This window comes from Thiomicrorhabdus sp. Kp2, from assembly GCF_000478585.1.
Taxonomy (GTDB): domain Bacteria; phylum Pseudomonadota; class Gammaproteobacteria; order Thiomicrospirales; family Thiomicrospiraceae; genus Thiomicrorhabdus.
The window spans coordinates 1,536,754-1,562,778 of record NZ_ARWI01000001.1; the positions used below are offsets into that span (position 1 = coordinate 1,536,754).

Below are 26,025 nucleotides of genomic sequence, written 5' to 3' on the forward strand. Positions count from 1 at the left end.
AAATCATCATGCATAAAATCAAACAAATATTGCCATTTATTTTCTTAATTGCATTGATCAGTCAATCCACACTCATCATGGCGGCAAATGAACGATATGCCAAACAAAAAGTGGTTTATCACATCAACTATGATGACGCCAAAAAGCAGTCTAGCACATTAAGAAATATTGAAAATCATATCAATGCAGTGGGTGCGGACAATTTAGAAATCCGAGTAGTGTTACATGGCGATGGTCTCTCTTTAATCATTAAACCTGAAGCCTTAAACGATGTGCCAAGATTCAAACACGCCAATGCCAATCAAGTGATGGCACAAAAAATTGATAAGTTAAAACTTCAAGGCGTCAATTTTAATGTGTGTGCAAATACCGTAAAAGGGCGAAATGTAGATACTGAAAAACACCTTTACGATGTATCTAAAGAAGACATAGTGCCAAGTGGTGTGGCCGAGTTAGCTCATTTACAAAGCCAGGGTTTTACCTACCTTAGACCTTAAAGTAAAAGACATATAAACATAAAAAAATAGAACAAAAAATAAAACAAAAAACAAGAAATAATCAAAGAGGATTAACATGTTTAACAAACCATATACCTTCAAAAAATCGGCCATTTTAATGGCATTGACCTGTGCCATGAGTACACAATCGGTTCAGGCTGCAAACTGGCTGATGCTTCAAGGAACTGAAAAAGCAGATCAAGCACCCAGAGCTAAAGTATGGGGTTTTGCCCAAATTGACTATCAACAAACGGATGACACCACCATTCAAGCGGGCCCTAACGCGGGTAAAAAAGCGGCGTTTAACCAAATGCAACCGCAATTAACAACAGCGAGTGGCTTTAATGTAAAACGTGCACGTATTGGGGTGAGAGGTGCAAACTTTCCTTTAGACAAAAATGTGAACTACTTCCTAATGGCTGAATTTGGTAATAATGGAATTACAACGGGTGAAAGCGGTTCACAGGGTCAATTAACGGATGCCAGCGTGACGCTTAACCATATTGAAGGGGCACGTGTTCGTGTAGGATTATTTAAAACACCTGGTTCTGAAGAGTCGTTTAAAGGCATACCCGTTTTCAATTATGTTAATTTTACCAATGGAACAGATCGCCTTTTAATTGAAAGAAAAATTGATACCAGCGGTGTTAGAACCGATCCCGCTTTTGCGGTACGCGATACGGGAATACAGGTTTTTGACACTTTTAAACAAGGTGACTGGGAGCACAGTTATGCCATTATGTATGGTAATGGTAATGGCTTAGCTCTCTCTGATGATGATAAAAACAAAGACCTTTATTTGTATGCTTCTACTGAAAAAGTGTTCAATAACACACAAGGGCCAAGACGTCAGAGTCTTAAATTATATGCTTGGTCGCAAGATGGTAAACGCACCTATGGAACCGATGAGTACAATCGAGATCGTGCTGGGGTTGGTATGACCTATTTTGATGGTAAATATCGTTTGGCGGCAGAGTACTTTACGGCGGACGGAATGATATTTGGTGGCCCAGCAGGTGGTGTAGCTGGTAATCCTTTAACTGTTTTCACTGATCAAAAAGCAACAGCTTATCAGCTAGACTTTGGTTATCGCATCAAGCCTAATATTGAATTAAATGCTCGATACGATGTTTTAGATAGTGCAACCGAAACAGATATTCAAACGGGCACAAATGGCGATAAACGTCGTTTATTCACCACAACCACTTTAGGTGCTCAGTACTTCTTTAATAAGAAAACATCTGTACGCTTAAACTACGAAATTCGTAACTTAGAAGCGCCAGATGCCCCTTCGAGCGCACCTGTGCATGATATTTTAGATGGTTTGGATAACCGTGTTTCAGCGCAGGTTATGATGGTTTTTTAAAGCTTAACGTTTCAAAAACTTTTTTCGTTGTATTGGATTGTTTAGTATTTCACTGAGATATCAATAAACCAATTTGCCTTTACACTTTAAGGTGTAAAGGCTTTTTTGTTTTGGCTGTATGGTCTTGATTAATCTATTTCAATACTTATTTAAGCCGCAATACCACTATGCCTTAATAAAGCGTCAATCTCAGGTTCACGGCCTCTAAAGCTTTTAAATAGCACCATAGGGTCTATTGAACCACCCGCCGCTAAAATCGTGTTTTTAAAGTGCAATCCTGTTTCTGAATTTAATATTCCCGTTTCTTCAAACAGACTAAAGGCATCGGCTGACAGAACTTCTGCCCATTTGTAACTGTAATACCCCGCTGCATAGCCACCTGCAAAAATATGGCTAAAGCTATGTAACGTTCGACTAAAACTCGGTGGTTGCACCACGGCTACTTCATCACGAATTCGTTGGGCAATGTCCAAAATCGCTTCAGGATTTTCTGGGTTATAGAAGGTGTGTAATTCAAAATCGACCAAGGCAAATTCAATCTGGCGTAACATCATCATGGCAGACTGAAAACCACGGCCTTTTTTGAGTGCTTGAAACAGTTCGTCGGGCAAGGTTTCGCCTGTTTCAATATGGGCAGAAATGCAGTCTAAACCTTCTCTCTCCCAGCAGAAGTTTTCCATAAACTGCGATGGTAGTTCAACGGCATCCCATGGCACACCAGCAATACCCGAGACATCAAGCTGTTCCATTTTGGTAAACAGATGATGAATACCGTGACCAAATTCGTGGAACAAGGTGGTAACTTCATCGTGCGTTAAACACGCTTCTTTATCGCCAATTGGTGGTGTGAAATTACACACCAAATAGGCTACTGGTGTTTGCAGTTGACCTTTTGGATGCTGCCAACGAGTAATCGCTGAATCCATCCAAGCACCACCCCGTTTATTTTCACGTGCATACAAATCAAGATAAAAATGTCCCACAACATGATTGCTTTCATCGGTTAACTCATAAAACCTAACCTCTTTGTGCCATGTTTCTACATCACGTTTTGCGGTAATCTTAATACCAAAAAGGGTTTGTGTAATTGAAAACAAGCCCTGTAAAACGGTTTCTACTGGGAAATACGGGCGCAGTTTTTCTTGTGATAATGAGAGTGTTTTATTCTTTAATTTCTCTGAGGCGTAGGTAACATCCCAAGGCATAAAGTCTTCAATAGCCAGTTCAGCTTTAGCAAACGCTTTTAAAGTGGCTAACTCTTGTTCTGCTTGCGGTTTAGACTTAACCGCTAAGTCTCTTAGAAAGCCTAACACCTGCTCAGTCGTCTCTGCCATTTTGGTTGCTAAAGAGTACTCTGCATAATTTTTAAATCCTAGCAGACTGGCTAGCTGATGACGGTCGGCACGAATAATTTCAATTAATTCACTGTTATCAAACTCAATCTTATCCGCTTGGTCTGATGCACGAGTGCTAAAGGCTTTATAGACTTCGGCTCGTAGCTCTCTATTCTCTGCATGGGTCATCACCGCTAAATATGAAGGGAAATCTAAAGTGACACACCAGCCTTTTAATGACTTCTGCTCAGCCAATTGTTGCAATAATCCCATTGCCGATTCTGGCAGGCCTGCCAACTCACTTTCATCTTCAATATGTTTTAACCAGGCCTGGGTAGATTTCAAAACATTATTACCAAACTGGCTACTATTTTGCGATAAACGCTGTTTAAGCTCTTTGTACACCGCTTGCTTATCGGCTGGTAGAGCAATACCGCTTAAACGAAAGTTACGTAGGGCGTTTTCAATGACTTTTTTCTGAGCCAGGTTGTAATCTTTATATTCAACACTTTGTGAAATAGCATTAAACTTTTTATAAAGACCTGCATTCTGACCATTTTCTGTGTAGTACTGAGTGACTTTTTCTAAGCAGTTAGTATAAGCCTTATGCCACTCATCACTGTTCATTACCGCATCTAAGTGTCCTACTGGTCCCCAAACTTTTTCAAAACGGTTATCAATAGCCTCTAGTGGCTCAACAAAATTTTGCCAGGTGGGCTGTTCTGTTGAGGCAACTAACTCATCAATAACATTTTTATTGTCTGTTAAAAGTTGTGAAACAGCGGGTTCAATATGTTCCACGTGAAACGCATTGAATTCTGGAAAATGTGTGTTCGATAAGAAAGGATTATTTGAGGTAGAAATTGTGGTTTGTGTCATAAATGGGTGTCTTTATTTTTTCGTATTAGATTAAATAAGGCTACATAAGTTTGCAGAGCGTATCTGAACATTATAGCGTAAACAAAAAGTTACCAGGCCTGGTAACCCTTGAACCTTTCTGTCGTTATTGCCCATGGGTAGTAATCACTAATTGTCTTGAGCCACCCTGGTTACGATGCTCACACAAGTAGATACCCTGCCATGTACCTAAATTTGGATAGCCATTGGTAATTGGGATATTTAAATCAAACCCTATAATACTGCCTTTTAAATGCGCAGGCATATCATCAGAGCCTTCGTAGGTATGGGTGAAGTAAGCCTTATTTTCGGCCACAACATCATTAAAAAAGCTTTCAAAATCATCACGTACAGAAGGGTCGGCGTTTTCGTTAATCGTAAGAGAGGCAGAGGTATGTTTAATAAGAACATGCATCATGCCAATTTTAATATCCCTTAACTCTGGTAACTGATTAATGATTTCATTGGTAATTAGGTGAAACCCTCTCTTTTGTGGTTTGAGGGTAATGGTTTTTTGAATCCACATACTCTTTCCTGAATTAACCTAGATTTTTATAAAAAGTTATTTTAAGAACTTGGCACACGTAATACTAGAGCCGCAGAAGCTAAAATAAAAACAAATGCAAATAATAAACACGCTTCCATACCAAAAACTTGATAGACATAACCTGATAAAACGGTACCAATTAAGCGACCTCCCGCATTGGCCATATAATAAAAACCAACATCTTTAGAGGCACCATCTTCATTAGCCATTGCAACAATTAAATACGAGTGTACCGCAGAATTTAATGCAAAGAACAATGCAAATAGCGATAGGCCTACAATAATCACGACTTGAGGGTTATCCATCAACTGCCAAGCCATAATCAACGGAACTAAGGCCAAAGCCACAGCTAACTTCATGGCAGTACTGACTGTAGGATTGTTGTTTTGACTTTTAGCTAGCCCTAAAATTTTAGGTGTACTCGCCTGAATGATTCCATAGCCAATAATCCATAATGCCATAAACGTACCTACCTCATAGTGGCTCCAGTTCAAAACACTTTGTAGATAGATCGGTAGAGCAACCACAAACCAAATATCACGCGCTCCAAACAGAAAGAACCTTGCTGCAGATAACCAGTTAATAGCAGGTGTCTTAGAAAACATTTCTGTGAACTTGCTTTTGTTCTTAGCTTTACCCAAAGAACCATCTAAAAAGATAAATGAGACGGTTAAAGCTACCGTTAACATCGCAGCCATAATCCACATGGCGTTAGCAAAACCAACAAGCTCTAATAGCACTGCCCCTAAAAAGAAACCCACACCTTTCAAGGCATTTTTAGAACCAGTTAAAACACTTACCCATTTATATAAAGTGCCATCGGTATCGCTGGCTAGAGATTTAATGCTGCTTTTTGCACTCATTTTATTGAGGTCTTTAGCTATACCTGATAAGGCTTGAGCTAACATCACATAAACCACACCTAACCATTCGTTAGGTACGGTTAACATCAACAAAGCGATTATTTGCAAACTCAACCCAATGTTCATAGTGACATTTAGACCAAGTCTTGCGCCTAGCCAACCCCCTACTAAATTGGTCACCACACCAAAAAACTCGTAAAACAAAAACAACATAGCAATGGCTAAAGGGGTGTAGCCCAATTGGTAAAAATAGAGCAATACCAGCATACGTAATGCACCATCCGTTAAGGTAAATGCCCAATAGTTTGTTGTGACAATGCCATACTGTTGTGTTGCATTCATTTTGAAAACCTTTTACTTGATTTTAAAGTAAACAGGCCTGGTGAAATGACTTTCTAACCAGGCCTGTTAATTGGTTGTTCGGATAACAAAAAAAAATTAACCACGAAGACACTAAGACACGAAGATTCAAAAAAATGAATAACAACTATTTGATAAACATGGTTCAAATATTAACTCATGTGTCATAAGCTATTTATTTATAGAGTTTTAGAAACCATAACCAATTACAATTTGATTGGTTCGTTCATATAAAACAGGGTTTAGTTTTTAAAACTCTTCGTGCTTTCGTGTCTTCGTGGTTTAAATTTCTTTTTTACCAATCATTAAATACGTTTAGCCATATTAATTAACAATTCGATTGGCATTGGCTACTTTAACCGCCAACTCCATCATTCTAAGGACATAACCAATCTCGTTGTCATACCAAGCCAGTAATTTAACTTGAGTGTCATTTACGACCATAGTAGAAGGTGCATCAATCACACTGGAACAGGTTTCACCTTCATAATCTACTGATACCAGTGGACGTGTTTCAAACCCAAGAATACCTTTTAGGTAAGTTTCTGATGCTTCTTCCAACACCATATTTACTTCTTCAACTGTGGTTGGTTTTTCCATCTCTAATACTAAGTCTGTTAAAGATGCATTCATTAAGGGTACACGCACCGCAACACCATTTAACTTACCATTGAGTTCAGGAAAGATGGTTCCAATAGCCGTTGCAGATCCTGTTGAGGTTGGAATTAATGACTCAAAACTTGAACGAGCACGACGTAAATCTTTATGACCATGATCCACTACTTTTTGAGTATTGGTTCTATCATGCATGGTGGTAATCATGCCGTGTTTAATACCCAATTTTTCGTGCATCACTTTAATAACGGGTGCAATACAATTGGTTGTGCATGAAGCCGACGTAATAATAGGGTCTTTACCTGCAACAAAAATATCATCATTAATCCCCATAACGATATTCTTAATACCCTCTTTCATCGGTGCGGCCACAATCACTTGTTTTACACCTTGATCAAGATAGGGCTGAATGGTTTCAAGTGTTCTAAACTTACCCGTTGATTCTATGACGACATCCACATTCAAATCACCCCATTGGGTTTCAGAAACATCTTTATTCATGGAATAGCCGATTACTTGGTCACCCACAATAATTTGGCCATTTTGTTCTATCGCTTCATTGTGCCAACGGCCATGTGCCGAATCAAAGTTTAGGAGGTGAGCTGAACCCACCGCATCTGTTGCAATTTCATTGATATGAACAATTTCAATCTCAGGCCAATCAAAAGCCACACGCATAGCCAAACGCCCCATACGTCCAAAACCATTAATGGCGATTCTTACCTTTTTCATTATTACCGCTCCTTTAGCGCCAATTCTTGTTTAAAATTACTTTAACCACTCGATTACGTTCTGCTTTGACGGCATTCCGCCAGCATGTACTATTTGCTCATTAATAATCACCGCTGGTGTGCTCATTACCCCATAAGAAGCAATTTCTGCCACATCTTCAACCTTAGTTACTGTTACTGAAACACCCTTTTCATTCGCAGTTGCTTCGATGAGTTTCACTGTGTTTTCGCAAGTGGTGCACCCCGTTCCCAATACTTTAATCTCTATTGCAGAACCTCCACAACATGCAGATTTTGAAGATGACGTGTCTGAACAACAGCTCTCTTTTTCATTATCTGAACAACAATCTGCTTTCTTTGTTTCACGTGAAACATCCTCTCCACAACAAGATGAAGTAGCAGATTTTTCTTCTGATGGAGCACAACAAGTACCCGATGTATCAGAAATGCAACAAGCTCCTGTCTTTTCATCATGCGGTAAAAAACGACTCACTGGACACCAACCCGTAAAGGTGGCTTGTAAAGCATTTACCCCTGCAAACAAGGTTAACCACAACCAAGTTGGTTTTAACAAATCAACCTGCCCTGTAAAATGTGCCAGTAAAACAGGTACAACAATCATCAGTGAGATCATGCGAATCATAATATTGCCTTTCATAAAGACTCCTTTTTAAACAAATTAAAGACTAATTAAAGTCAGATTAAAGACTTACCAGGCCTGGTAAGTTAAATTGAATAAAGTTAAATAAATAACCCACTAAAACAAAAGCGACTGCCAATACGCCCACAAATATGGCTAAAGCTGGCCACTGAATCACCTTTCTTAAAATTAAAAGTTCAGGTAAAGATAAAGCCGCAATACTCATCATTAAAGCCAAACTGGTACCCAAAGGAACCCCTTTAGAGAGCATCGCTTCAATAATCGGAATGACCCCCGTGGCATTTGAATATAGAGGTATGCCCAATAACACAGCAGCAGGTACACTCCATAAATTAGACGCGTCTGCTAAATTTTCAGAAACCCAACCTTGTGGAACAAATCCATGAAATGCAGCACCCACAGCAATACCTATAAACACCCAATGCCAAATGCGTTTAACAATAACCACCACTTCATTCCAAGCAAAACGATGGCGTTGTTTAAGTGTGTCAGCAGTAGCTTCTGCTTGTTGCTGTGTATTACGCATTTTAATATCCCATACGTAAGACTCTACCCAACGTTCTGGCTTAAACCACTCAATAACAACTGAACCAATGTAAGCCACTAACACACCAGCTACTACATACATTAGGGCCACTTCCCAACCTAATAATGAAATCAGCAACACCACTGCAACTTCATTTATCATTGGGCTAGCAATTAAGAATGCAAATGTAATCCCCAAGGGAATGCGTGCCTCTACAAAACCAATAAACAATGGTACAGAAGAGCAAGAACAAAAAGGGGTAACAGAACCTAAAGTAATAGCAAGGCTACGACCAACCCACTTTGGTTTACCTGCAACAATTTGCCTAATTCTTTCAGTAGAAACAAACGCCCTAAGCATTCCCATTAAGTAGATTACTACAACCAAAAGAAAGAATATCTTGGTGGTATCCATTACAAAGAACTGTACAGCTGAACCTAGTTGAGAGTCAGGAGATAACCCCAATAACTGGTAGGAGAACCAATCTCCCAAAACGGTAAAAATTTCAAACATTACAATTCACTCTATATTTTTTTATTGTAAATAGTCGCTACTTTATTTTTGAATAAACAAGTCCATAAATAGCTTTGCTATCGTTCAAAATTGCAGTTTTAGTGCAATAACAGAGGTTATGCTAACCATATCCTAAAAATAATAGTTGATACAAAAAACTCTTATAGCAAACTCTAGCAACACATAAATCCGCATAAGCGGATATATTGATATTATTATCATCTTTATGGTAAATTACAAGTGAAATAAATCTGACAGTAAAATTAAATTTCTAAAACAGACAAGCCGATTAAAGACAGACACTATAAAAGCAGTAACTTATGACCATTGAAAATATTAGCCAAACATTTAAAGCTCTATCTGATCCGATTCGCTTAAAAATAATCTTTCTGCTTTTAGAGCGTGAGTCGTTATGTGTTTGTGAAATTGTCGACACACTTTGTTTAAGCCAAAGCACGGTATCGAGACATTTGGCTTATCTAAAAAACTCGGGAATTGTAAAGTCTTGGCGAGAAGGTATTTGGATGCATTATTCTTTATGCCCTGAAAACCTACAAAATATACATCTTGAAAATCTAAAAACGAATCTTCTGGAAACAACAGAAATTGCCTCTCAACTTCAAGAACGTAATAATAAAAACCCAAGCTGTTCGATTAGCTGACTTCTAATATTTCGAACTAAAATTTTTACAATCTCTTTATTTAAGTTAAAAATCTTTAAAATAAAGCCCACTATCCTCTTTTTTAATACATACCCTATAGATTGCATTAGGAACAGTGAGAACGTTTAATAAAACACCATTTAAGAGAGTCAATTTTTACTGTCTTTATAAACAAAATTGATTAATCTACTTTTTCTGAGGCGGAGTTAGCACTTTCTGATTGAATCAATTTTTCAGCCAATTCTAATCGAGCCATTCTTTTTGCTAAGGTATGTAACTGCTTAAAACCATCAACTAATTGCATCTCATATCGAAAAACCGTTAAACGTTGTTCGGTTGGTTGAAACTTTTTGATCTGATGTTTGAGTGCATCTTGTATTAATAAATCAATAGTCGGTTTAATAGCTATCACGGACATAGCTGACTCTTTATCTTGTTTATAAATACTCACTAACGCTCTATCAATCGACTTACCTACCTCATTGGATAGTTGACCAACAAGCTGCAACATCGTTTCACTTGGTTTAGTACTGTTTTGAATCATATTATGTAATACGTTCAAAATATTGGCTTGAAAACTTTCCAACATCGCTTCAAGTGAATTTAAGACATTAAGCAACTTAAGGTATTGCTCCTGTTCTTCTGGGGTAAGCTCACTCTGACCTAATCGTCCTATGTAAGCTAATATTTTTCGTTGGTAACTTCTAAAACGCTGAATATTTAAATCTTCTTTTGAAAGTTTATCCAGATTAGGCTCGCCCACCAACGCAATAATGCGTTTATAAAACAACGACTGTTTCTGTTGATAAACTTCTAACTCAAGCTTTACGGCATTCATAGCCATTGATGGCGTACTTAAAAGCGCATCATCAATAAACTCTGGTTTAAATTCTGCAGTATTTTTTTCGTCATCAACAATTGGGACTATTTTGTGAATAATCCATAGAAATACCGAAATAAAGGGTAGAAATAAAATCAGAATAATAAAGTTGAAGAGTGAGTTTGCATTTGCAATCTGCCTAGGAACATTTTCTGATAAATAAGCGATAGCATTCCCACTGGAAGCGGCTTGAGGTTCGGAAAAAGCGGTTATCGCCATTGCCAAATCTGGGATAAAAGGAATAAATATGAGTACACCTAATATATTGATTAAAACAAGCATATAACCTGTTCTTTTGGCCTCTCTAGACTTACCGACTGTGGCAATCATAGCGGTAACCGTGGTACCAATATGTGCCCCCATCGCTAAAGCAATACCAGCAGGTAATGTTAAAAACCCGTTACTAGCCAAAACAATCACAATACCAATGGTTGCAGAAGAAGATTGCACTAATGCGGTGAATATCAGGGCAACCAAAATACCATAAAGTGGGTTTTCCATTTCAATCATAAAATTTAGAAATGGCTGATAATTACTTAGAGGCGACATGCCTTCACTCATCACATTCATGCCAAAAAAGATGAGACCTAAACCCATTATTAATCTGCCAATCGCAATTTTTTTATTAAGCTTGGCAAAGAAATGAATTATGAATCCTATCGCAATCATCAATAAGGCAAAGTTAGTTACCTTAAATGCAATAACTTGGGCTGTAATCGTTGTGCCTAGATTGGCACCCATAAGAATTCCTGTTGCTTGTCCCACCGTCATTAAGCCTGCTGAAACAAACCCAACAGTCAATACACTGGTAATGGATGAAGATTGAATAACAGCCGTGACACCAGCGCCTGTAATTGCGCCCATTACACGATTAGTGGTTAGCTTCGCCAATAAATTTTTCATCTGGTCACCCGCAACCACAAGTAAACCTTTAATGAGCTGCTCCATGCCATATAAAAATAGAGCCAGCCCACCCGTTAACCACATAAACATAGTAAACCAATCCAGTTGACCTTCAGTATTGGGTTGAGAGTAGGCAAAAGAACCATAAAAAAGCGTAAATAAACTAATAAGTAAAAGGGAAAACGAGCGGACTTTCATAACATCACCTAGTTGGATATTTTGGTCAGTATTCGTTACATAATAACGCGACTTGTAATCTATACAATTAATACTTTATAAGCAGCGATAAAATTAAAATAAATTAGTAATAATATTTACTTATCACAAATTATAATTAAATATAATATTAGCAAACGTTAATCTATGTAAAATAAGTAAAAATATTTATTTTATTCATAAACGATACTTGGAATTAATTATATGAAAACAATGACTTGGCTTTCTACAGCCGCATTAACATCCGTAATACTGGCCTCTTCTGTTCAAGCTGCACCAGCCCCTTCTGACCCAAAACGTCATACACCACAAGGTTTATATGCTACCGCAGCTGAAACCTATGAAATGATGAAAAAAGACCCTAAGGTTATTTTGGTTGACGTACGTACTCCTGCAGAATGGCAGTTTGTCGGTTACACCGATATGGCTCAAATTATGATTCCTTCTGTTTTCTTTAAATACGATGGATTTGATGAGAAAAAGCCACGCTACCGTTCTGTTGTAAACTCAAATTTTGTATCGGAATTTGAAGAAAAAATCGCTGATTTGGATGCCGATGAAGATTCAACCTACGTGATTATGTGCCGTTCTGGTGCTACTCGTGCGCAACCAGCCGCCAAAATGTTAGCTCAATACGGCTTTAAAAACGTTTACATTATGACGGATGGTTTTGAAGGTGGTAAAACCAAAGAGGGTGAGCACAAAGGTTTCCGCTTAAAAGCTGGTTGGAAAGTAAATGGTTACCCATGGACTTACAAAATCAATAAAGAGAAAGCTTACGTAGAAAAATAAATTTTTCAGCTTAATTCTTTATAAAGGTTCACTAAACAACCGTTTAGTGGACCTTTTTTGTTTCACGTGAAACCAGTAAAGTAAGATTAAGGCCTTGCTAATGTAATATCTGCATAAGAGTAGCTGTAATCATTACCACCAAGCTTACCTATCGAATTGAGTAACTTTGGCTGAATAATATTCTCTTTTATAATCGCATCATCTACATAAATCGCTACCACATCTAACAATACCAATACACCACCAATAGGTTGTTCAGAAATGGTAATTGTCTCCCTCAAAGTACACTCATAACGAACGAGCGCTCCTTTAACACTGGGTGGTTTTACATTTTGGCTCGCCACGGTTTCAATGGCTAGCTCATCAATTTCACTTTGTTCAGAAGAAAAATTGGCACAAGTTGCATTCATAACATCAATTTGTGAGGCTGATACGATGTGCACCACACACTCTTTAGTAGCTTTAAGGTTAGTGAGGGTATCTTTAGATAAAACATCTCTTGATGGTACGTTAGTAAACGTTAAAACAGGAGGATTGCAACTTGCGACACTAAAAAAGGAGTACGGCGCTATATTAGTTAGGCCTTGTGCATTTTGGGTGCTAATCCAAGCGATGGGTCGAGGTATTATCCCACCAGTTAACAGTTGATAGAGTTCAACTGGATTGGCGTTTTGAGTCTCTATATACATAAAATTGGCTCTCTAAAGTTAGAAACCCAATTATTATGACATAGATAAATGAAATAAATATTACCAGGCCTGGTAACTTTCTTGTGGAAAGTGCAAAACCTAACGCATTAATTTTAATTGAATAAAAAGCCTTTAATTTTGCAAAAGTTTGGAACTAAGCACTTTCATTTAGCCCTTTTAATAAGGCAATCACCATGGCTGAAACCGTGTCTTTGGCTTTAGCTACACCCACTGAACGACGGTTATCTATTTGCAAATACACATAAGCCATTGCCTGAGCATTTTTACCTTGTTCACCATTAGGGCTATCGTCCAAAGTATGTAATGCGTGTTCAGCATAATCCATAACATCAACAGAATGACCTGTGCGCTTATGCCAAGCATCACACAAAGCACTCAGCGTTCCATTGCCTGTACCTTGCCAAACTTCTCCATTAACCTCAATCGATAAGTGCTCTAAATCCCCATCTCTATCAAGCTGGTAATGGTTGATTTGAATACTGCTGTCTTCCAATTCATACTGTTTAGTAAACGCATTATACAAATCTTTATGGCTGACCACTCCACCCTGCTTCTCGGCTAAAGTTTGAGCAATAGGGGCAAAATCTAATTGCACCCATTTTGGTAAATTTAAACCATATTCTTGTGCTAAAACAAAGGCCGAACCCGCTTTACCTGACTGGCTGTTTACACGAATAATCGCTTCATAATCACGACCAATATCTTTGGGGTCAATGGGTAAATACGCCACATTCCATGGAGCATCAGGCTTCTGTTTTAATAAACATTTACGAATGGCATCTTGATGGCTACCAGAGTAAGCGGTATAAACCACATCGCCAACCCAAGGATGGCGAGGATGGGTTTGTATTTGAGTGACCTCTTCAACCACAGGTATCCATTGATTTGGATGAGATAGATCTAATTCGGGATCAATACCCTCACTAAATAGATTCATTGCAAGCGTGACAATATCCATATTACCAGTACGTTCGCCATTACCTAATAAAGTACCTTCAATACGATCTGCACCCGCTAAAAGCGATAACTCTGCAGCGGCCACAGCACAACCACGGTCATTATGGGTATGAATCGAGATCAGTACAGATTCGCGGTTTTGTAGGTGATTGATAAAATACTCAACCTGGTCGGCAAAACGGTTAGGCGAGGTACTTTCAACAGTGGCTGGTAAATTCAAAATACATTTTTTATCAGGTGTAGGTTGCCAAACATCCATTACCGCTTGGCAAACTTCTACCGCATAATCTGTTTCAGTTTGCGAAAAACTCTCTGGAGAGTACTGGAAAACCCATTTTGAACCAGGGCTTACCTTAGACGCTTTAACAGCATATTCTTGAACCCATTTAGCACCCTGAACAGCCATCGCTTTAATCTCGGCTTGGCTTTTTTCAAAAACGTTTTCACGTTGCACAACAGAAGTGGTGTTATAGACATGAATTACCGCCTGTTTAACACCCTTTAATGATTCATAAGTTCGCTCAATCAAATGTTCACGAGCCTGTACCAAAACTTGAACCGTCACATCATCAGGGATTAAACCTTCTTCAATCAAACGACGTGTAAAATCAAACTCTAACTGACTAGCGGACGGAAAACCGATTTCAATCGTTTTAAAACCCATCGCCACTAACTGCTTCCAAAGAGCCAACTTTTGCTCTACGCTCATTGGGTTAGCTAAGGCTTGGTTACCATCACGTAGGTCGACACTAACCCAAATAGGCGCTTTTTTTAGAAAGTTATTTGGCCACTGGCGATTAGCCAACACTGGCGTTGCAGTACGATGATATTTTTTTGGATTCATGGGTTTTCTCAACAGATTTACAGGTTCGTTTTAATAGCTCTATTGTATTACCAGGCCTGGTATATTTTATTGCAAACAATTCCATAAAATATCAAATAATTAACATTAAATTCTAATATTGATACAATTATTAAAATATTATTTAAATATTGGTGAAAATATGCAATTAGATAGCTATGACAAAGCCATTTTAGAAGCGTTACAAAATAACGGTCGTTTAACAAATCAAGAGATTGCCGATCAAATTGGCTTATCCCCTTCTGCCTGTTTAAGACGTTTTAAGGCGTTAGAAGAGTCGGGGGTAATTATTGGTTATAGAACCTTGTTGGATTCGAAAAAACTCGGTTTAGACTTATTGGCTTTACTGCATATATCAATGGATAAACATACTAAAGAACGGTTTTCACAATTTGAGAAAGCAGTGCAATCAATGCCAAATGTTTTGGAATGCTTACTGTTAACGGGTCAAACCGCAGATTATCAGCTAAAAGTATTAGTGAAAGATTTAGAAGCTTATCAAGATTTATTACTTAACCACATAACCCAAATAACAGGAGTAAGTGGTGTGCATACCAGTTTTGTATTAAGAAAAGTGGTTAATAAAACCGCCATTCCTATTCAATAAAAATAGACTTTATTAAGTTAATTTTGCTTAGAGTCATCAGCTGATTTATTTGATTTATTGGCAAAACCAACCCCTTTTTTGGTTTTAGCGGTCAACTCAAGTTTTTCAATGATTTCTTTATAATCCAAACCCGCTTTTTTCATCTCAACAAAGCAAACAACAATAACCGCAATCGGGTTAGGAACCTCACCCTTCTTTTTATAAGATTGAATATTTTTTTCGCTTACTTTTATTAGTTTACTGAACTTAGGCAAGGTAATTTCAGCATCTAATAAGTGCTTTTTAAACTCAATAAAAGTCATTTGATTGGACCCAAAAATGAAATGAACAAATATTATATATAAACACAAAAATTAATTTGTATTTAAATCACATAAAAGTTAGTATTATCTATAATTTATTACTATTAGTATGTAATAAATATGTTTATACATAAAATAAAGGATTTAAAGATGGCAAAAGCACTTAAGAAAAAGTTAGTAAAAAAAGCAGCTACTAAAGCAACTATGAAGGCAGTAGCTAAAAAAGATATTAAGAAAAAAAATGCTAAAAGCGTCATTAAAAAAGCAACATCAAAGGTTCTAAAAAAAGGTCTCTCTAGTAAGAAAAAAGTAAAAGTTGCTGCTAAAAAAGCAGTCAAAAAAGCGGCATAATTCTATTGCCCCTTTTAATGCCCTCTTCTAAATAGAGGGCGTTTTTCTACATGCCCCTCCTCTTAAAACTTCTCAACAAACGCCATTCAACTAATTAATACATAATAAAACGTATAAAAAAGATAAATTGTTCTAATAATTTAGTTTTTTTATAGATTTGGTATAAATCTAGCTAAGTTTTTATTGATATAGAATTTAGTAAATTTATAATGAACAAATTAAATTAAGAAGCTGGCTAATATTATGGCAATCGATAAAAATATTAATATTCTGGTAGTAGATGACTTTTCTACTATGATTAGAATCGTAACCAACCTGTTAAAAGAACTTGGCTTCACCAATATTGATGATGCTAACGATGGTTCAAAAGCTTGGCCAATGATTCAAACAGGCAAATATGACTTTATTGTTAGTGACTGGAATATGCCTGAAATGACAGGAATTGATTTACTAAAAAAAGTCCGTGCAGATGAAAATTTTAAAGATATGCCTTTTATGCTGATTACGGCTGAACAAAAACGCAGTCAGATATTAGAGGCGGCACAAGCTGGGGTAGATGGTTATATTGTTAAACCCTTTACAGCAGCGATTCTTAAAGAAAAAATTGATAAAATTGCAGAGCGTAAAAGCCTAGAAAAACGTGGCGCTAAAATAGCAGCCCCTTCTCAAGCTTCTCAAGATTTTGCCGCTCAGCAAAAAGCAAAATTACAACAAATGTTAGCTTCTCTACCACCAGAGAAACGCAAAGCCTATTTAGAAAAATTAAAGCGTGACCAATACTCTGGTTAAATTAAAACGAACACTTAATGCATTCTTTTTTCAAAAAAACACAGGCTCTTTTAAAAAGCGCCTGTGTTTTTTTATTTTAAGTATGTATAAAGAAGCCTCACAGGTTAAAAAAGTTAACGCTCACAATCTGTATTTTGTATTAAATGTGTTTTAGTTGGATCAATTAAAACCCCATCCAGAGCGGATCTTCCTATTAAAAGTGGCTTAGAAAAATGACTTCTGTTTACCAAATTCACTTCTATTTTTCTTTTTATTCCAGCGATACAAACCTCCAATAACACCACTGGCCTTAATTGAACTCCTGCTTTTTTTGTTTTGATTTGCGTCTCTTTATAAAAAAGAGTTTCTATAACAAATTCTTTGTCTGTGGTAAATTTAATCCACGTTTGTTCATCTTTTTTATAATAGATAATCTCTTTTGCATGAAGAGAAGAATGATCAGCACCACTATCAATCTTTGCAGGCAGAGTGATCTTTTTATCGTTGATTATTAAGGTAATATCTTCAAGCCAACCAACAATCGTTTGTGCCTGCAATATAGGCGCATAACTCAATAAGCTTAGATTCAATAATAGGATAGCCAATAATTTCATGTTGCACCTTACTAATATAAAAGTTGTCTTAGGTTTAATAGGCTTGGCCATTATTATTTTCTTGGCAAAAACCTTTTGGATACCCATTTCTAAACCCTCAATGCATCTACAAAGTAAATTGGTAATGCATTATGAGTTTAATAATAAGGTTAAACCGAATACTGAAATCCGCCTTCCTTTACCTTACTCAACAAAAGAAAATAGAGTGGTTTCTCAGACTTTAAATTATAACGGCTGGCGTATTATAAAACGTAACTATAAAGAGGGTATTGACCGAGGAGTAACCCTTGTTTCGATTGATGATAAACCTGGTTCAATTTCTTTTGAATACTATTTTTCCCATTTAAAGACTTCTAAATTATCTTTTTCTATTACTGATGAGGATAGAGATAGATACACTCAAATTGATGATTCTCAACGTAAAAACATGTCTAAATTTTTAAACTTTTTACAAAAAAATCAATTTAATATCAATCCATCAGAAACATTTCCAATAGACACTTATTTACAACTTTACTTTCAATACTGGGGAAAAGCACCCATTTATTCTAAATTAGTTGATAAGCCATGTAATACCTGGATACAAAAACAAAATAATCTCTTTATTGCATTAAGAACCTATCAGGTACCTACTCGTAATGTTTGTGGTATTGCGATAGATCATTTAGGTAATAGTTATAGACGTAGCTGGTTAGAAATCTATAACGGTCAATTTTGGCAAACGATTGATATTTGGTCTGATAACACCTATAAGCTTTTTCCTTTAACTAAAAACTTATTGGAATATTCTAAACTGACTCATAGTCACCATTTAAAAGAAACGATTGAATTTAACGAGGTTCAAGTTGAGCCAGCTAACGCTTTTGATATTGAGAAACTCTATAATCTAGAATTATTAAGTTTGGACATGCAAAATGTCCTTAAAGTATTACTTACCTTACCTTTTGCGGTTTTAATTATCGCCTATTTGAAAACACTGTTTCATATTGAAACTTATGGGAATTTAACCCCTGCTTTACTCGGTATGGCCTTAGCTTTTAATGATTTATTACTGAGTTTAGCTATTATGGGTTTGGTCTTTCTACCCACTATTTATATTCGAAAATTAGTCAATAATAAAAATAAAATTGTTGAGCATACCGTTACCCTAACCTTTTTAATATTAGTGCTCATTTTGATTATTACTTTTTCAGATATGATGGATTGGTTAAATAATCCAACCGATGCTTTATTACCCGTTGTTGTATTAGCTTTATTAATTGATAAATACTTTGTTAATTTAAAAAAACACGGTCAATATCCATCTAACCTAAAAATGTTCAATACTTTGATTCTCTCTTTATTAGTGGTTTTAATTTTGCAGTTTTCGATTATTGGAGAACAATTATTAAAACATCCAGAACTGCACTTAATTACGATTGCATTGGCTATATTACTTTGTAGACCACATAGTACTGAAGACAATAAACCCCCTGTTGAAATGGATATAAAAAAGGATTCAGAAACGAAGGAAAATTAAGATACAAAAAAAGCGGTTAAAAATTAAATTAACCGCTTTTACTCAAGAACTCTTACAAATAAATAACTTTATTCAAGTGACTAACCTTTGATATTTAAGGCTCTTTTTTAAAGTGATATTTTTTCGTTTTAGCTAACTGGTTTGTATGAATATGAATCGCTGCTTTTGCCATTAAATGAGCACCAATTGGCGCTGTAATAAATAAAAACAACGTGACTAAAATTTCATGCAAACTTAAAGCATCTTGTTTCATACTAAAATAAATCACTGAGGCGATAAGAATGGCTCCTACCCCCAAAGTACTGGCTTTAGTAGGCCCATGTAATCGCATATAAAAATCAGGTAGTTTATAAAGCCCTATTGAACCAACTAATGTAAATACTGCACCAATAATTATTAACAAGCCCAATAAATATTCCGTCCATTCGCTCATATTATTTCCTTATTCCATTATATCGCCACGCAGCAAATATTTGCTGAGGGCTACTGTGCCTACAAAGCCCATAACCGCAATCAACAATGCCGCTTCAAAATAAGCTGTACTATCAAAGTAGATGCCTGATAAGACCAACATCGCAATACTATTAATATAAAGCGTATCTAACGCTAAGATTCGATCAGGTTGACTTGGACCTACAATTAATCGATAAAAGCTTAGAATTAAGGCTAGTGAGATTAAAACGAAACCCATTTGTAAGCTAATTTCTAACATGATTCAAACACCTTTTTTAATGGCTGTTCATAGCGCTGTTTAATTTCGTTTATGGTCGCTTCTGGGTCTTCTTCATGTAGACCATGCACTAACAAGGTTTTTTTGTCTTCACTGAGGTCACAAGAGACCGTTCCTGGCGTTAATGAAATAGTATTAGCTAATAAACTAATGGCTAGAGGCTGTTCTATGTCGAGAGGAATATGCAAAAAGGTAGGCTGTAATTTATCTTTATTGCCTAAAATCAATTTTGCGACAATTACATTCGCTATCATAATGTCCCAAAGCACAGTCAAAACAAACTTAAACAGAGTAAATGGATAACGAATACAGACTTTTTCTGGCCAAAATCCAGACGTTAACAATGGAATAAAAAATGCCAAAATAGCACCTAATAATATATGCCCTGGCGCCACAGTATTATTGAGCAGTAGCCATACTAACCATAAAACCAAGCTTAAAATTGGATGAGGTAAAATCTTTTTCATTCGACTAACTCCTTAAGTGGGTTAGCAATGGTATTTACTTCCAAAACCTGTTGTTGATACAAATTACTATCAAATATTTGCTTAGCAACTGAATCGGTAAACTCATGAAACGGTTTGGCAAAAACCACTAAAATAACGGCAACCGAAAACAAACCTATAACTGAAGCGGCACCTTTTAACTCCATGGTTTTGGGTGTTTTACAAACTTCTTTACCATCTACGGTATGACATTCTTCTTCAGGTAAAACATTATAAAATAGTAACGATCCTGAACGTGCCATGGCAATAATCATTAATAATCCAGAAATTAACACAACGGCTAAAATCCAGAAAAAATCAGGATGTGTTAACGCCGAAGATAAAATCAATAACTTACCAATAAATCCAGATAAAGGTGGCAGGCCTGTCATAGCGACAGCACCAAATATAAAGATACTACCCACTAATATGGATTTAGGCATAGCTTGAGCACGAATAAATTGATCTTTAGCTTCACCACGACCTTGACGAATCCAATCGGCAAGAAGAAACATCGCTCCAGCGATTAAAGTAGAGTGAAATAGATAAAAAATGGTCGCTGACATCGCTTCAATGCTGTTTATTCCAACCCCAATAAGCAAAGTAGCCACTGAAGCTAACACTAAATAAGCCACTTGTTCACGTAAATTTCGTGAAGCCATAACCCCTAAAGCAGCTAATAACAGTGTCACTAAACCCAACCATAAAACCCAAGGGATATGAATAAAGGCCAAAGCACCTGCTTGCTCGCCAAATAAAGTACCATGAATACGAATAATGGCATATAAACCCACTTTGGTCATAATCGCAAACAAAGCGGCAATCGGTGCTGAAGTATTTGAATAGGCTTGCGGAAGCCATAAATAGAGTGGGAACATAGCGGCTTTTATACCAAAAACCACCAATAACATAAGACCAGCGGCCGAAACCACACCTTGATCTTCTGGCGATAATTGTGTGATTTTAACCGCCATATCGGCCAAATTAAGAGTACCTAAAATGCCATATAACGCCCCTACAGCAAATAAAAATAGGGTTGAACCTACTAAGTTTAATGCCACATAATGAAGCCCAGCACGGGTTTTTAGACGCCCCCCTCCATGCAATAATAATCCATAAGAAGCCAATAATAATACTTCAAAGAATACAAAGAGGTTAAACACATCTCCAGTCATAAATGCGCCATTCAAACCAAATAGCTGAATATGAAATAACACATGAAAATGTGCACCTTTCTCATCCACTTTTTGGCGTACCGCATACCACAAGGCCGCTAAGGCTAATACCGAAGTCAATAACACTAAGGTTGCAGAGAGCTCATCTAACACCATTACAATACCAAACGGTGCCATCCAATTACCTAATGCATAAACTTGTGGTGGCAGTTGAACAGCGGCCTGTATAGCATTTAAATTAACGAGAATAAGTGCTAAAACCGCTAATAAACTAATAATACGCTGTAGGCCAATTCCCCAGGTTCTAGCAAGAAGCACTACAATACCGCTAATTAATGGCAACACTACAGGCATAAAGGTTTCTAGTAACATTACAGCTCTCCCCCTGCCGATTTAGTTGCTTTCTTTGGCGGTAAGATTTGTTCTAGTGACTTTTCATCTTTCGCAAGATGAATACCATCAACATGATCATTTCCTAACTCTGAACGGGCTTTTAAAGCTAATACAATCAAAAAAGCCGTCATCCCAAAAGCAATAACAATAGCTGTTAAGACTAAAGCTTGCGGTAAAGGGTCTGCATATTGTGTTTGCACATCATTGATTACTGCTGGTAATCCACTATTTAAACGCCCCATTGCAAATAAGAAAACATTCACAGCATAAGCCAATAATGTTAAGCCTAATACCACTGGAAAAGTTCTAGCGCGCAGTGTTAAAAACACACCTGCTGTGGTCATTACACCTATTGCAATCGATATTAACCATTCCATTATTGATTACCCTCTTCAATTTGAGTTTGAGCATGATAGGCATGTTGTTGTTTATGAGAAAGTGTACTGAGTTTACCTAACTGCACTAAACTCATGACCGTTGCCCCTACAACCACCAAGAAAACACCTAAATCAAAGGCAATGGCACTGGCCAGTTCAAATTCACCGACTACTGGCCAATGAATATGGCTAAAAGCAGAGGTTAAGAATGGGTAGCCATATCCCATTGCAACTAAACCAGTGGCCGTGGCGATTAATAGACCAAAACCAATCACTAAATGCATATCTATGGGTAGACGTTTTTGAGTCCATTCAATACCGTTAGATAGATACATCACAATTAATGCTACAGATGCTATTAAACCAGCAATAAAACCGCCTCCTGGAAGGTTATGACCACGTAAGAATATATATACCGCTACCAATATCATGAGAGGCATCATTAAACGGGTAAAGGTTTGTAAAATAACGGGATGGGTGTCTTTACTCCAGACTCTGCCATCAATATCATTATCTGGCGCAGGCAGTGTTAAGCCTTGCAACATAGCGTAAATACCCAGGCCTGCTAAAGCTAAAACCACAATTTCACCTAAGGTATCAAAACCACGGAAATCAACCAAAATAACATTTACCACATTCGTTCCACCACCACCTGGCACACTGTTATTTAAGAAATAATAGGAGATAGGTTCAAACTCTCGACTCAATACCATCATGGTAAAGAGCGTAACCCCCACCCCTGAAAGTACGGCTAATCCAGCATCTCGCCATAAACGGCTTTGACCTATTTCTTTAGGTGTTTTTTGCGGTAAAAAATATAGGGCGAGTAATAATAGAATAATGGTGACGACTTCTACTGAAATTTGCGTTAAAGCTAAATCTGGTGCTGAAAATTTAATAAATGCTAATGAAACAACCAGTCCAACAACCCCAATGACCACCAAACTTACAATACGTTTTCTGTGCCAAATCGCTGTCATAATACTGGCCAAAATAAGCATTAAAGTCGCTACCACACTGACAGGATCAATCTCCATTAACGCTCTATCACCCAATAATGCGCTATTAAAACTCAAGAAACCAAAGCTAGAAATAATAATGGAAGCAAAAATAATCCATGCCGCTGAGTTTTGTAATGACCCTTTGTCAAAACTGCGACTCACTTTAATGCTAAAACGAGTTAGTTTATCCATTAACGTCATAAAATAGGCTTTAGCATTAATATGTTCATGACGTTCATAATTTTCTATTAATACTTTTCTATTAAAGTAAATTAATCCACCGACAACCAAAGCGATGACACTCATCATAATTGGCAAATTTAAGCCATGCCAAATCGCTAAACTGTATTGTGGAGGTGTTGTTTGTAAAGTTCCTGTTACCGCTACATCTAAAATAGGCGCAACGGTATACATCGGTAAAATTCCAACCGCTAAACAAGTAATAACCAATAAATCTACTGGTATTTTCATAAATCGAGGCGGTTCATGTGGTGTTTTTGGTAAACCAACGGGTTCGCCATTAAAAAAAACATCATGAATAAAACGCAATGAATAGGCGACCGATAAAATACCTGCAATAGTCACTAATACAGGTATTGCCCAGGCATATATAGAGGCTTGTGAAGCACTGACGGCTTCAGCAAAGAACATCTCTTTACTTAAAAAACCATTTAATAAAGGAACCCCTGCCATAGCAAAAGAAGCAATGATGGCCAAGGCGGCTGTGTGAGGCATATATTTGATTAAACCATTTATTTTACGCATATCACGAGAACCTGTTTCGTGATCGATTATTCCAGCCACCATAAACAGCGAAGCTTTAAAGGTAGCGTGATTAATAATATGGAATATGGCGGCTACTGCCGCTAATTGCGTTCCAAATCCAAATAATAGGGTTATTAATCCTAAATGACTGATAGTTGAATAAGCTAATAATCCTTTTAAATCATGCTTAAATAAAGCGGTGTAAGCACCAATAAGCAAAGTAATCATGCCAGCGCCACCCACTAAATACATCCAAATATCTGTTCCAGAAAGTACAGGGAAGAATCGTGCTAATAAAAAGATACCTGCTTTAACCATTGTGGCCGAATGCAAATAGGCCGAAACAGGGGTAGGCGCAGCCATGGCGTGAGGTAGCCAAAAATGAAATGGAAATTGGGCAGACTTTGTAAATACCCCCAATAAAATCAAAATTAAAGTGACTTCATACAAGTTGTGATTACGAATTAATTCACCCTGAAGCAAAATATCACTTAATTGATAACTACCTACAATATGACCTAGTAATAAAACCCCACCCAGTAACGCTAAACCTCCAGCGCCTGTAATAGCTAAGGCCATTCTGGCACCTTCACGGGCATCTCGACGATGTTGCCAATAACTAATCAATAAGAATGAAGTGATTGAAGTTAGTTCCCAGAAAATCACTAATTGCAGAACATTTTCAGAGAGCACAATACCTAACATTGAACCCATAAACATCATCAAATAAGCGTAAAAACGCCCCATTGAATCTTTTTGAGCAAGGTAATAACGGGCATAGATAATGACTAAAAGACCAATAATCAAAATCATCAGTGCAAATAACAGGGATAAACCATCTAAACGGAAGGCAAAAAACAGGCCGATACCTTCTAACCAAGACCAGCTTTGTATTAATGTTTCTCCAGCAAAAACCTGAGAAATGGAAGGGATTAAAAAGGCTAAACTTAATAGAGTAACTAAGCCACTGGTATAAGCCGCAGCTAAACGGTTAAATTTTGCTGAATAGGCTACTAAAATGGCGCCAAAAAAGGGTAGTAACACTACAATCGGAAGATTGAATGCCAAAAGGTTCATAAGAAAATCAGCCTGTCATAAATGAAATTTATAGAGCGTAAAGGATACTAGAAACTGATTTTTAGTCAATGTTATTCAGTCTAATAGATAAACCAATGATTTATTATTAGACTATCTTTTTTTCACAGGAAACAACGTTTTAATCAAAATTAAAATCATCTAAATTTGCTACAGGGGCTTTGCCATCATAAATAAGATTTGTACGATACTGTAAATAACTTTCACGGCTAAATACATAAGGATCTGGCTGTGTTTTCATATCTTCTAATAATTTAACGACTTTGGTGTAAGCCACAAATTTATCCCCCATTAATATTAGCACTCTGCCTGTATCATCGACATCTAAAAATTGGTTATAGGTAGGATCATAAACATTATCAGCCATACCACCCACCAACTCTCTAGTGGTATATGAACCAACAATGGGAAGAACTAAATAATTGCTTTCATTCCAAACACCCCAATGGTATAAAGTTTGGCCTAAATCTTCTCTTTTTGCTTGAAGACCTGCTGGTTCAGCGACATCCAATAAACCAAATAAACCAAAAGTGGTATTGATTGTAAAACGCATAATCTCAGATAGCCCATCTTCTGCTTTACCTTGTAAAAAACAGTTAATGGCGGATAACGGTGTTTTTAAATTATCAAAAACATTACTGATTCCAGTTCTAACAGGTTGTGGTAATACCCCGTTATAAGCATTAGCAACAGGTTTACCAACGGTATCATTAAAGCCCATATTAAAATCAAACATAACCCTGTTAAAGTTTTCATAGGGGTCTGTACTACTCATTGGACTAGCTTTAACAAGCGTTTCATTTTTAGCTTCTGAAGTATTAGCGTAACTATTGACGCTAAACACGATTCCACTTAATAGAACCGTAATTAAAGTTTTTTTCATATCAATCATTTTATTTTTGGAGCTCTTTGTTGTAATCCGTACTATTGAGTTACACAAAACTCTCTAAA

Annotated in this window: 25 protein-coding genes and 1 pseudogene; 8 read left to right on the plus strand and 18 right to left on the minus strand. The window is 36.9% G+C overall.

The window, feature by feature from the left end:
- Positions 1–8 precede the first annotated feature (8 nt).
- Both A379_RS07100 and A379_RS07105 read left to right on the plus strand, forming a co-directional pair.
- Positions 9–497 carry a DsrE family protein gene (locus A379_RS07100; protein WP_040727125.1) on the plus strand — a complete coding sequence of 163 codons (489 nt, stop codon included), beginning with the start codon at positions 9–11 and terminating at the stop codon, positions 495–497.
- 76 nt (positions 498–573) lie between these two features.
- A complete protein-coding gene (locus A379_RS07105; protein ID WP_040727127.1) occupies positions 574–1,863 on the plus strand; it encodes a porin in 1,290 nt (429 codons plus the stop codon).
- Positions 1,864–2,012: 149 nt separating this feature from the next.
- Here A379_RS07105 and A379_RS07110 read toward each other — a convergent pair whose 3' ends face one another.
- The 6 genes from A379_RS07110 to A379_RS07135 all read right to left on the minus strand — a co-directional run bounded on the left by A379_RS07110 (position 2,013) and on the right by A379_RS07135 (position 8,910).
- A complete protein-coding gene (locus A379_RS07110) occupies positions 2,013–4,076 on the minus strand; it encodes a M3 family metallopeptidase (protein WP_040727129.1) in 2,064 nt (687 codons plus the stop codon).
- Between the two features lie 124 nt (positions 4,077–4,200).
- Positions 4,201–4,620 (minus strand): secondary thiamine-phosphate synthase enzyme YjbQ, encoded by a 420-nt coding sequence (locus tag A379_RS07115; protein WP_040727130.1) that lies wholly within the window; start codon positions 4,618–4,620, stop codon positions 4,201–4,203.
- Between the two features lie 41 nt (positions 4,621–4,661).
- Positions 4,662–5,846, minus strand: coding sequence for an organoarsenical effux MFS transporter ArsJ (gene arsJ, locus A379_RS07120; RefSeq protein ID WP_040727132.1), 1,185 nt, complete (start codon positions 5,844–5,846; stop codon positions 4,662–4,664).
- A 342-nt stretch (positions 5,847–6,188) separates the two neighbouring features.
- A complete protein-coding gene (locus tag A379_RS07125; protein ID WP_040727135.1) occupies positions 6,189–7,211 on the minus strand; it encodes an ArsJ-associated glyceraldehyde-3-phosphate dehydrogenase in 1,023 nt (340 codons plus the stop codon).
- A gap of 36 nt (positions 7,212–7,247) precedes the next feature.
- Positions 7,248–7,868 (minus strand): MTH895/ArsE family thioredoxin-like protein, encoded by a 621-nt coding sequence (locus tag A379_RS12935; protein ID WP_081696370.1) that lies wholly within the window; start codon positions 7,866–7,868, stop codon positions 7,248–7,250.
- 43 nt (positions 7,869–7,911) lie between these two features.
- Positions 7,912–8,910 carry a permease gene (locus A379_RS07135; protein WP_198525658.1) on the minus strand — a complete coding sequence of 333 codons (999 nt, stop codon included), beginning with the start codon at positions 8,908–8,910 and terminating at the stop codon, positions 7,912–7,914.
- Positions 8,911–9,230: 320 nt separating this feature from the next.
- Between A379_RS07135 and A379_RS07140 the strand changes: the two genes are divergently transcribed.
- Positions 9,231–9,572, plus strand: coding sequence for a helix-turn-helix transcriptional regulator (locus A379_RS07140; protein ID WP_051145076.1), 342 nt, complete (start codon positions 9,231–9,233; stop codon positions 9,570–9,572).
- 181 nt (positions 9,573–9,753) lie between these two features.
- Here the strand turns inward: A379_RS07140 and A379_RS07145 are convergent, their stop codons facing one another.
- Positions 9,754–11,553 carry a Na/Pi cotransporter family protein gene (locus A379_RS07145; protein WP_040727138.1) on the minus strand — a complete coding sequence of 600 codons (1,800 nt, stop codon included), beginning with the start codon at positions 11,551–11,553 and terminating at the stop codon, positions 9,754–9,756.
- A gap of 222 nt (positions 11,554–11,775) precedes the next feature.
- Between A379_RS07145 and A379_RS07150 the strand changes: the two genes are divergently transcribed.
- Positions 11,776–12,363, plus strand: coding sequence for a rhodanese-like domain-containing protein (locus A379_RS07150; protein ID WP_040727140.1), 588 nt, complete (start codon positions 11,776–11,778; stop codon positions 12,361–12,363).
- An 86-nt stretch (positions 12,364–12,449) separates the two neighbouring features.
- Here A379_RS07150 and A379_RS07155 read toward each other — a convergent pair whose 3' ends face one another.
- Both A379_RS07155 and A379_RS07160 read right to left on the minus strand, forming a co-directional pair.
- Positions 12,450–13,052 (minus strand): flavin reductase family protein, encoded by a 603-nt coding sequence (locus A379_RS07155; protein WP_040727142.1) that lies wholly within the window; start codon positions 13,050–13,052, stop codon positions 12,450–12,452.
- Between the two features lie 154 nt (positions 13,053–13,206).
- Positions 13,207–14,874 carry a 2-isopropylmalate synthase gene (locus A379_RS07160; protein WP_040727144.1) on the minus strand — a complete coding sequence of 556 codons (1,668 nt, stop codon included), beginning with the start codon at positions 14,872–14,874 and terminating at the stop codon, positions 13,207–13,209.
- Positions 14,875–15,034: 160 nt separating this feature from the next.
- Here A379_RS07160 and A379_RS07165 point away from each other — a divergent pair, with 160 nt between their 5' ends.
- Positions 15,035–15,499, plus strand: coding sequence for an Lrp/AsnC family transcriptional regulator (locus A379_RS07165; RefSeq protein ID WP_040727145.1), 465 nt, complete (start codon positions 15,035–15,037; stop codon positions 15,497–15,499).
- Positions 15,500–15,516: 17 nt separating this feature from the next.
- On the opposite strand, the gene A379_RS07170 is transcribed toward A379_RS07165, so the two are convergent.
- Positions 15,517–15,801, minus strand: coding sequence for a hypothetical protein (locus tag A379_RS07170; RefSeq protein ID WP_040727146.1), 285 nt, complete (start codon positions 15,799–15,801; stop codon positions 15,517–15,519).
- 150 nt (positions 15,802–15,951) lie between these two features.
- On the opposite strand from A379_RS07170, the gene A379_RS07175 reads away from it, so the two are divergent.
- Entirely contained in the window at positions 15,952–16,152 is a 201-nt protein-coding gene (locus A379_RS07175) for a hypothetical protein (protein ID WP_040727149.1), read from the plus strand.
- Positions 16,153–16,401: 249 nt separating this feature from the next.
- A pseudogene (locus A379_RS07180) lies at positions 16,402–16,776 on the plus strand (chemotaxis response regulator CheY); the annotation flags it as partial.
- A 278-nt stretch (positions 16,777–17,054) separates the two neighbouring features.
- Here the strand turns inward: A379_RS07180 and A379_RS07185 are convergent.
- Positions 17,055–17,534 carry a RimK/LysX family protein gene (locus A379_RS07185; RefSeq protein ID WP_040727152.1) on the minus strand — a complete coding sequence of 160 codons (480 nt, stop codon included), beginning with the start codon at positions 17,532–17,534 and terminating at the stop codon, positions 17,055–17,057.
- Between A379_RS07185 and A379_RS07190 the strand changes: the two genes are divergently transcribed.
- Positions 17,533–19,053 carry a 7TM domain-containing protein gene (locus A379_RS07190; RefSeq protein ID WP_040727155.1) on the plus strand — a complete coding sequence of 507 codons (1,521 nt, stop codon included), beginning with the start codon at positions 17,533–17,535 and terminating at the stop codon, positions 19,051–19,053. The two genes, A379_RS07185 and A379_RS07190, sit on opposite strands and share 2 nt — an antisense overlap.
- 94 nt (positions 19,054–19,147) lie before the next feature.
- Here the strand turns inward: A379_RS07190 and A379_RS07195 are convergent, their stop codons facing one another.
- From A379_RS07195 to A379_RS07225, 7 genes are all read right to left on the minus strand, one after another.
- The gene (locus A379_RS07195) at positions 19,148–19,486 is read right to left on the minus strand and encodes a Na+/H+ antiporter subunit G (RefSeq protein WP_040727156.1); all 339 of its coding nucleotides are present in this window, start codon (positions 19,484–19,486) and stop codon (positions 19,148–19,150) included.
- Between the two features lie 9 nt (positions 19,487–19,495).
- The gene (locus A379_RS07200; protein WP_040727159.1) at positions 19,496–19,765 is read right to left on the minus strand and encodes a K+/H+ antiporter subunit F; all 270 of its coding nucleotides are present in this window, start codon (positions 19,763–19,765) and stop codon (positions 19,496–19,498) included.
- A complete protein-coding gene (locus A379_RS07205) occupies positions 19,759–20,250 on the minus strand; it encodes a Na+/H+ antiporter subunit E (RefSeq protein WP_040727160.1) in 492 nt (163 codons plus the stop codon). Before A379_RS07205 ends, A379_RS07200 begins: the two co-directional genes overlap by 7 nt.
- The gene (locus A379_RS07210; RefSeq protein ID WP_051145077.1) at positions 20,247–21,815 is read right to left on the minus strand and encodes a monovalent cation/H+ antiporter subunit D; all 1,569 of its coding nucleotides are present in this window, start codon (positions 21,813–21,815) and stop codon (positions 20,247–20,249) included. Before A379_RS07210 ends, A379_RS07205 begins: the two co-directional genes overlap by 4 nt.
- Positions 21,815–22,213: a Na+/H+ antiporter subunit C gene (locus tag A379_RS07215; protein ID WP_040727161.1), complete on the minus strand. Its 399-nt coding sequence runs from the start codon at positions 22,211–22,213 to the stop codon at positions 21,815–21,817. The genes A379_RS07210 and A379_RS07215 overlap by 1 nt, the downstream gene beginning before the upstream one ends.
- Positions 22,213–25,056: a monovalent cation/H+ antiporter subunit A gene (locus A379_RS07220; RefSeq protein ID WP_040727163.1), complete on the minus strand. Its 2,844-nt coding sequence runs from the start codon at positions 25,054–25,056 to the stop codon at positions 22,213–22,215. Before A379_RS07220 ends, A379_RS07215 begins: the two co-directional genes overlap by 1 nt.
- A gap of 139 nt (positions 25,057–25,195) precedes the next feature.
- Complete coding sequence (locus tag A379_RS07225) at positions 25,196–25,957, minus strand: VacJ family lipoprotein (protein ID WP_040728863.1); 762 nt, start codon at positions 25,955–25,957, stop codon at positions 25,196–25,198.
- Positions 25,958–26,025 lie beyond the last annotated feature (68 nt).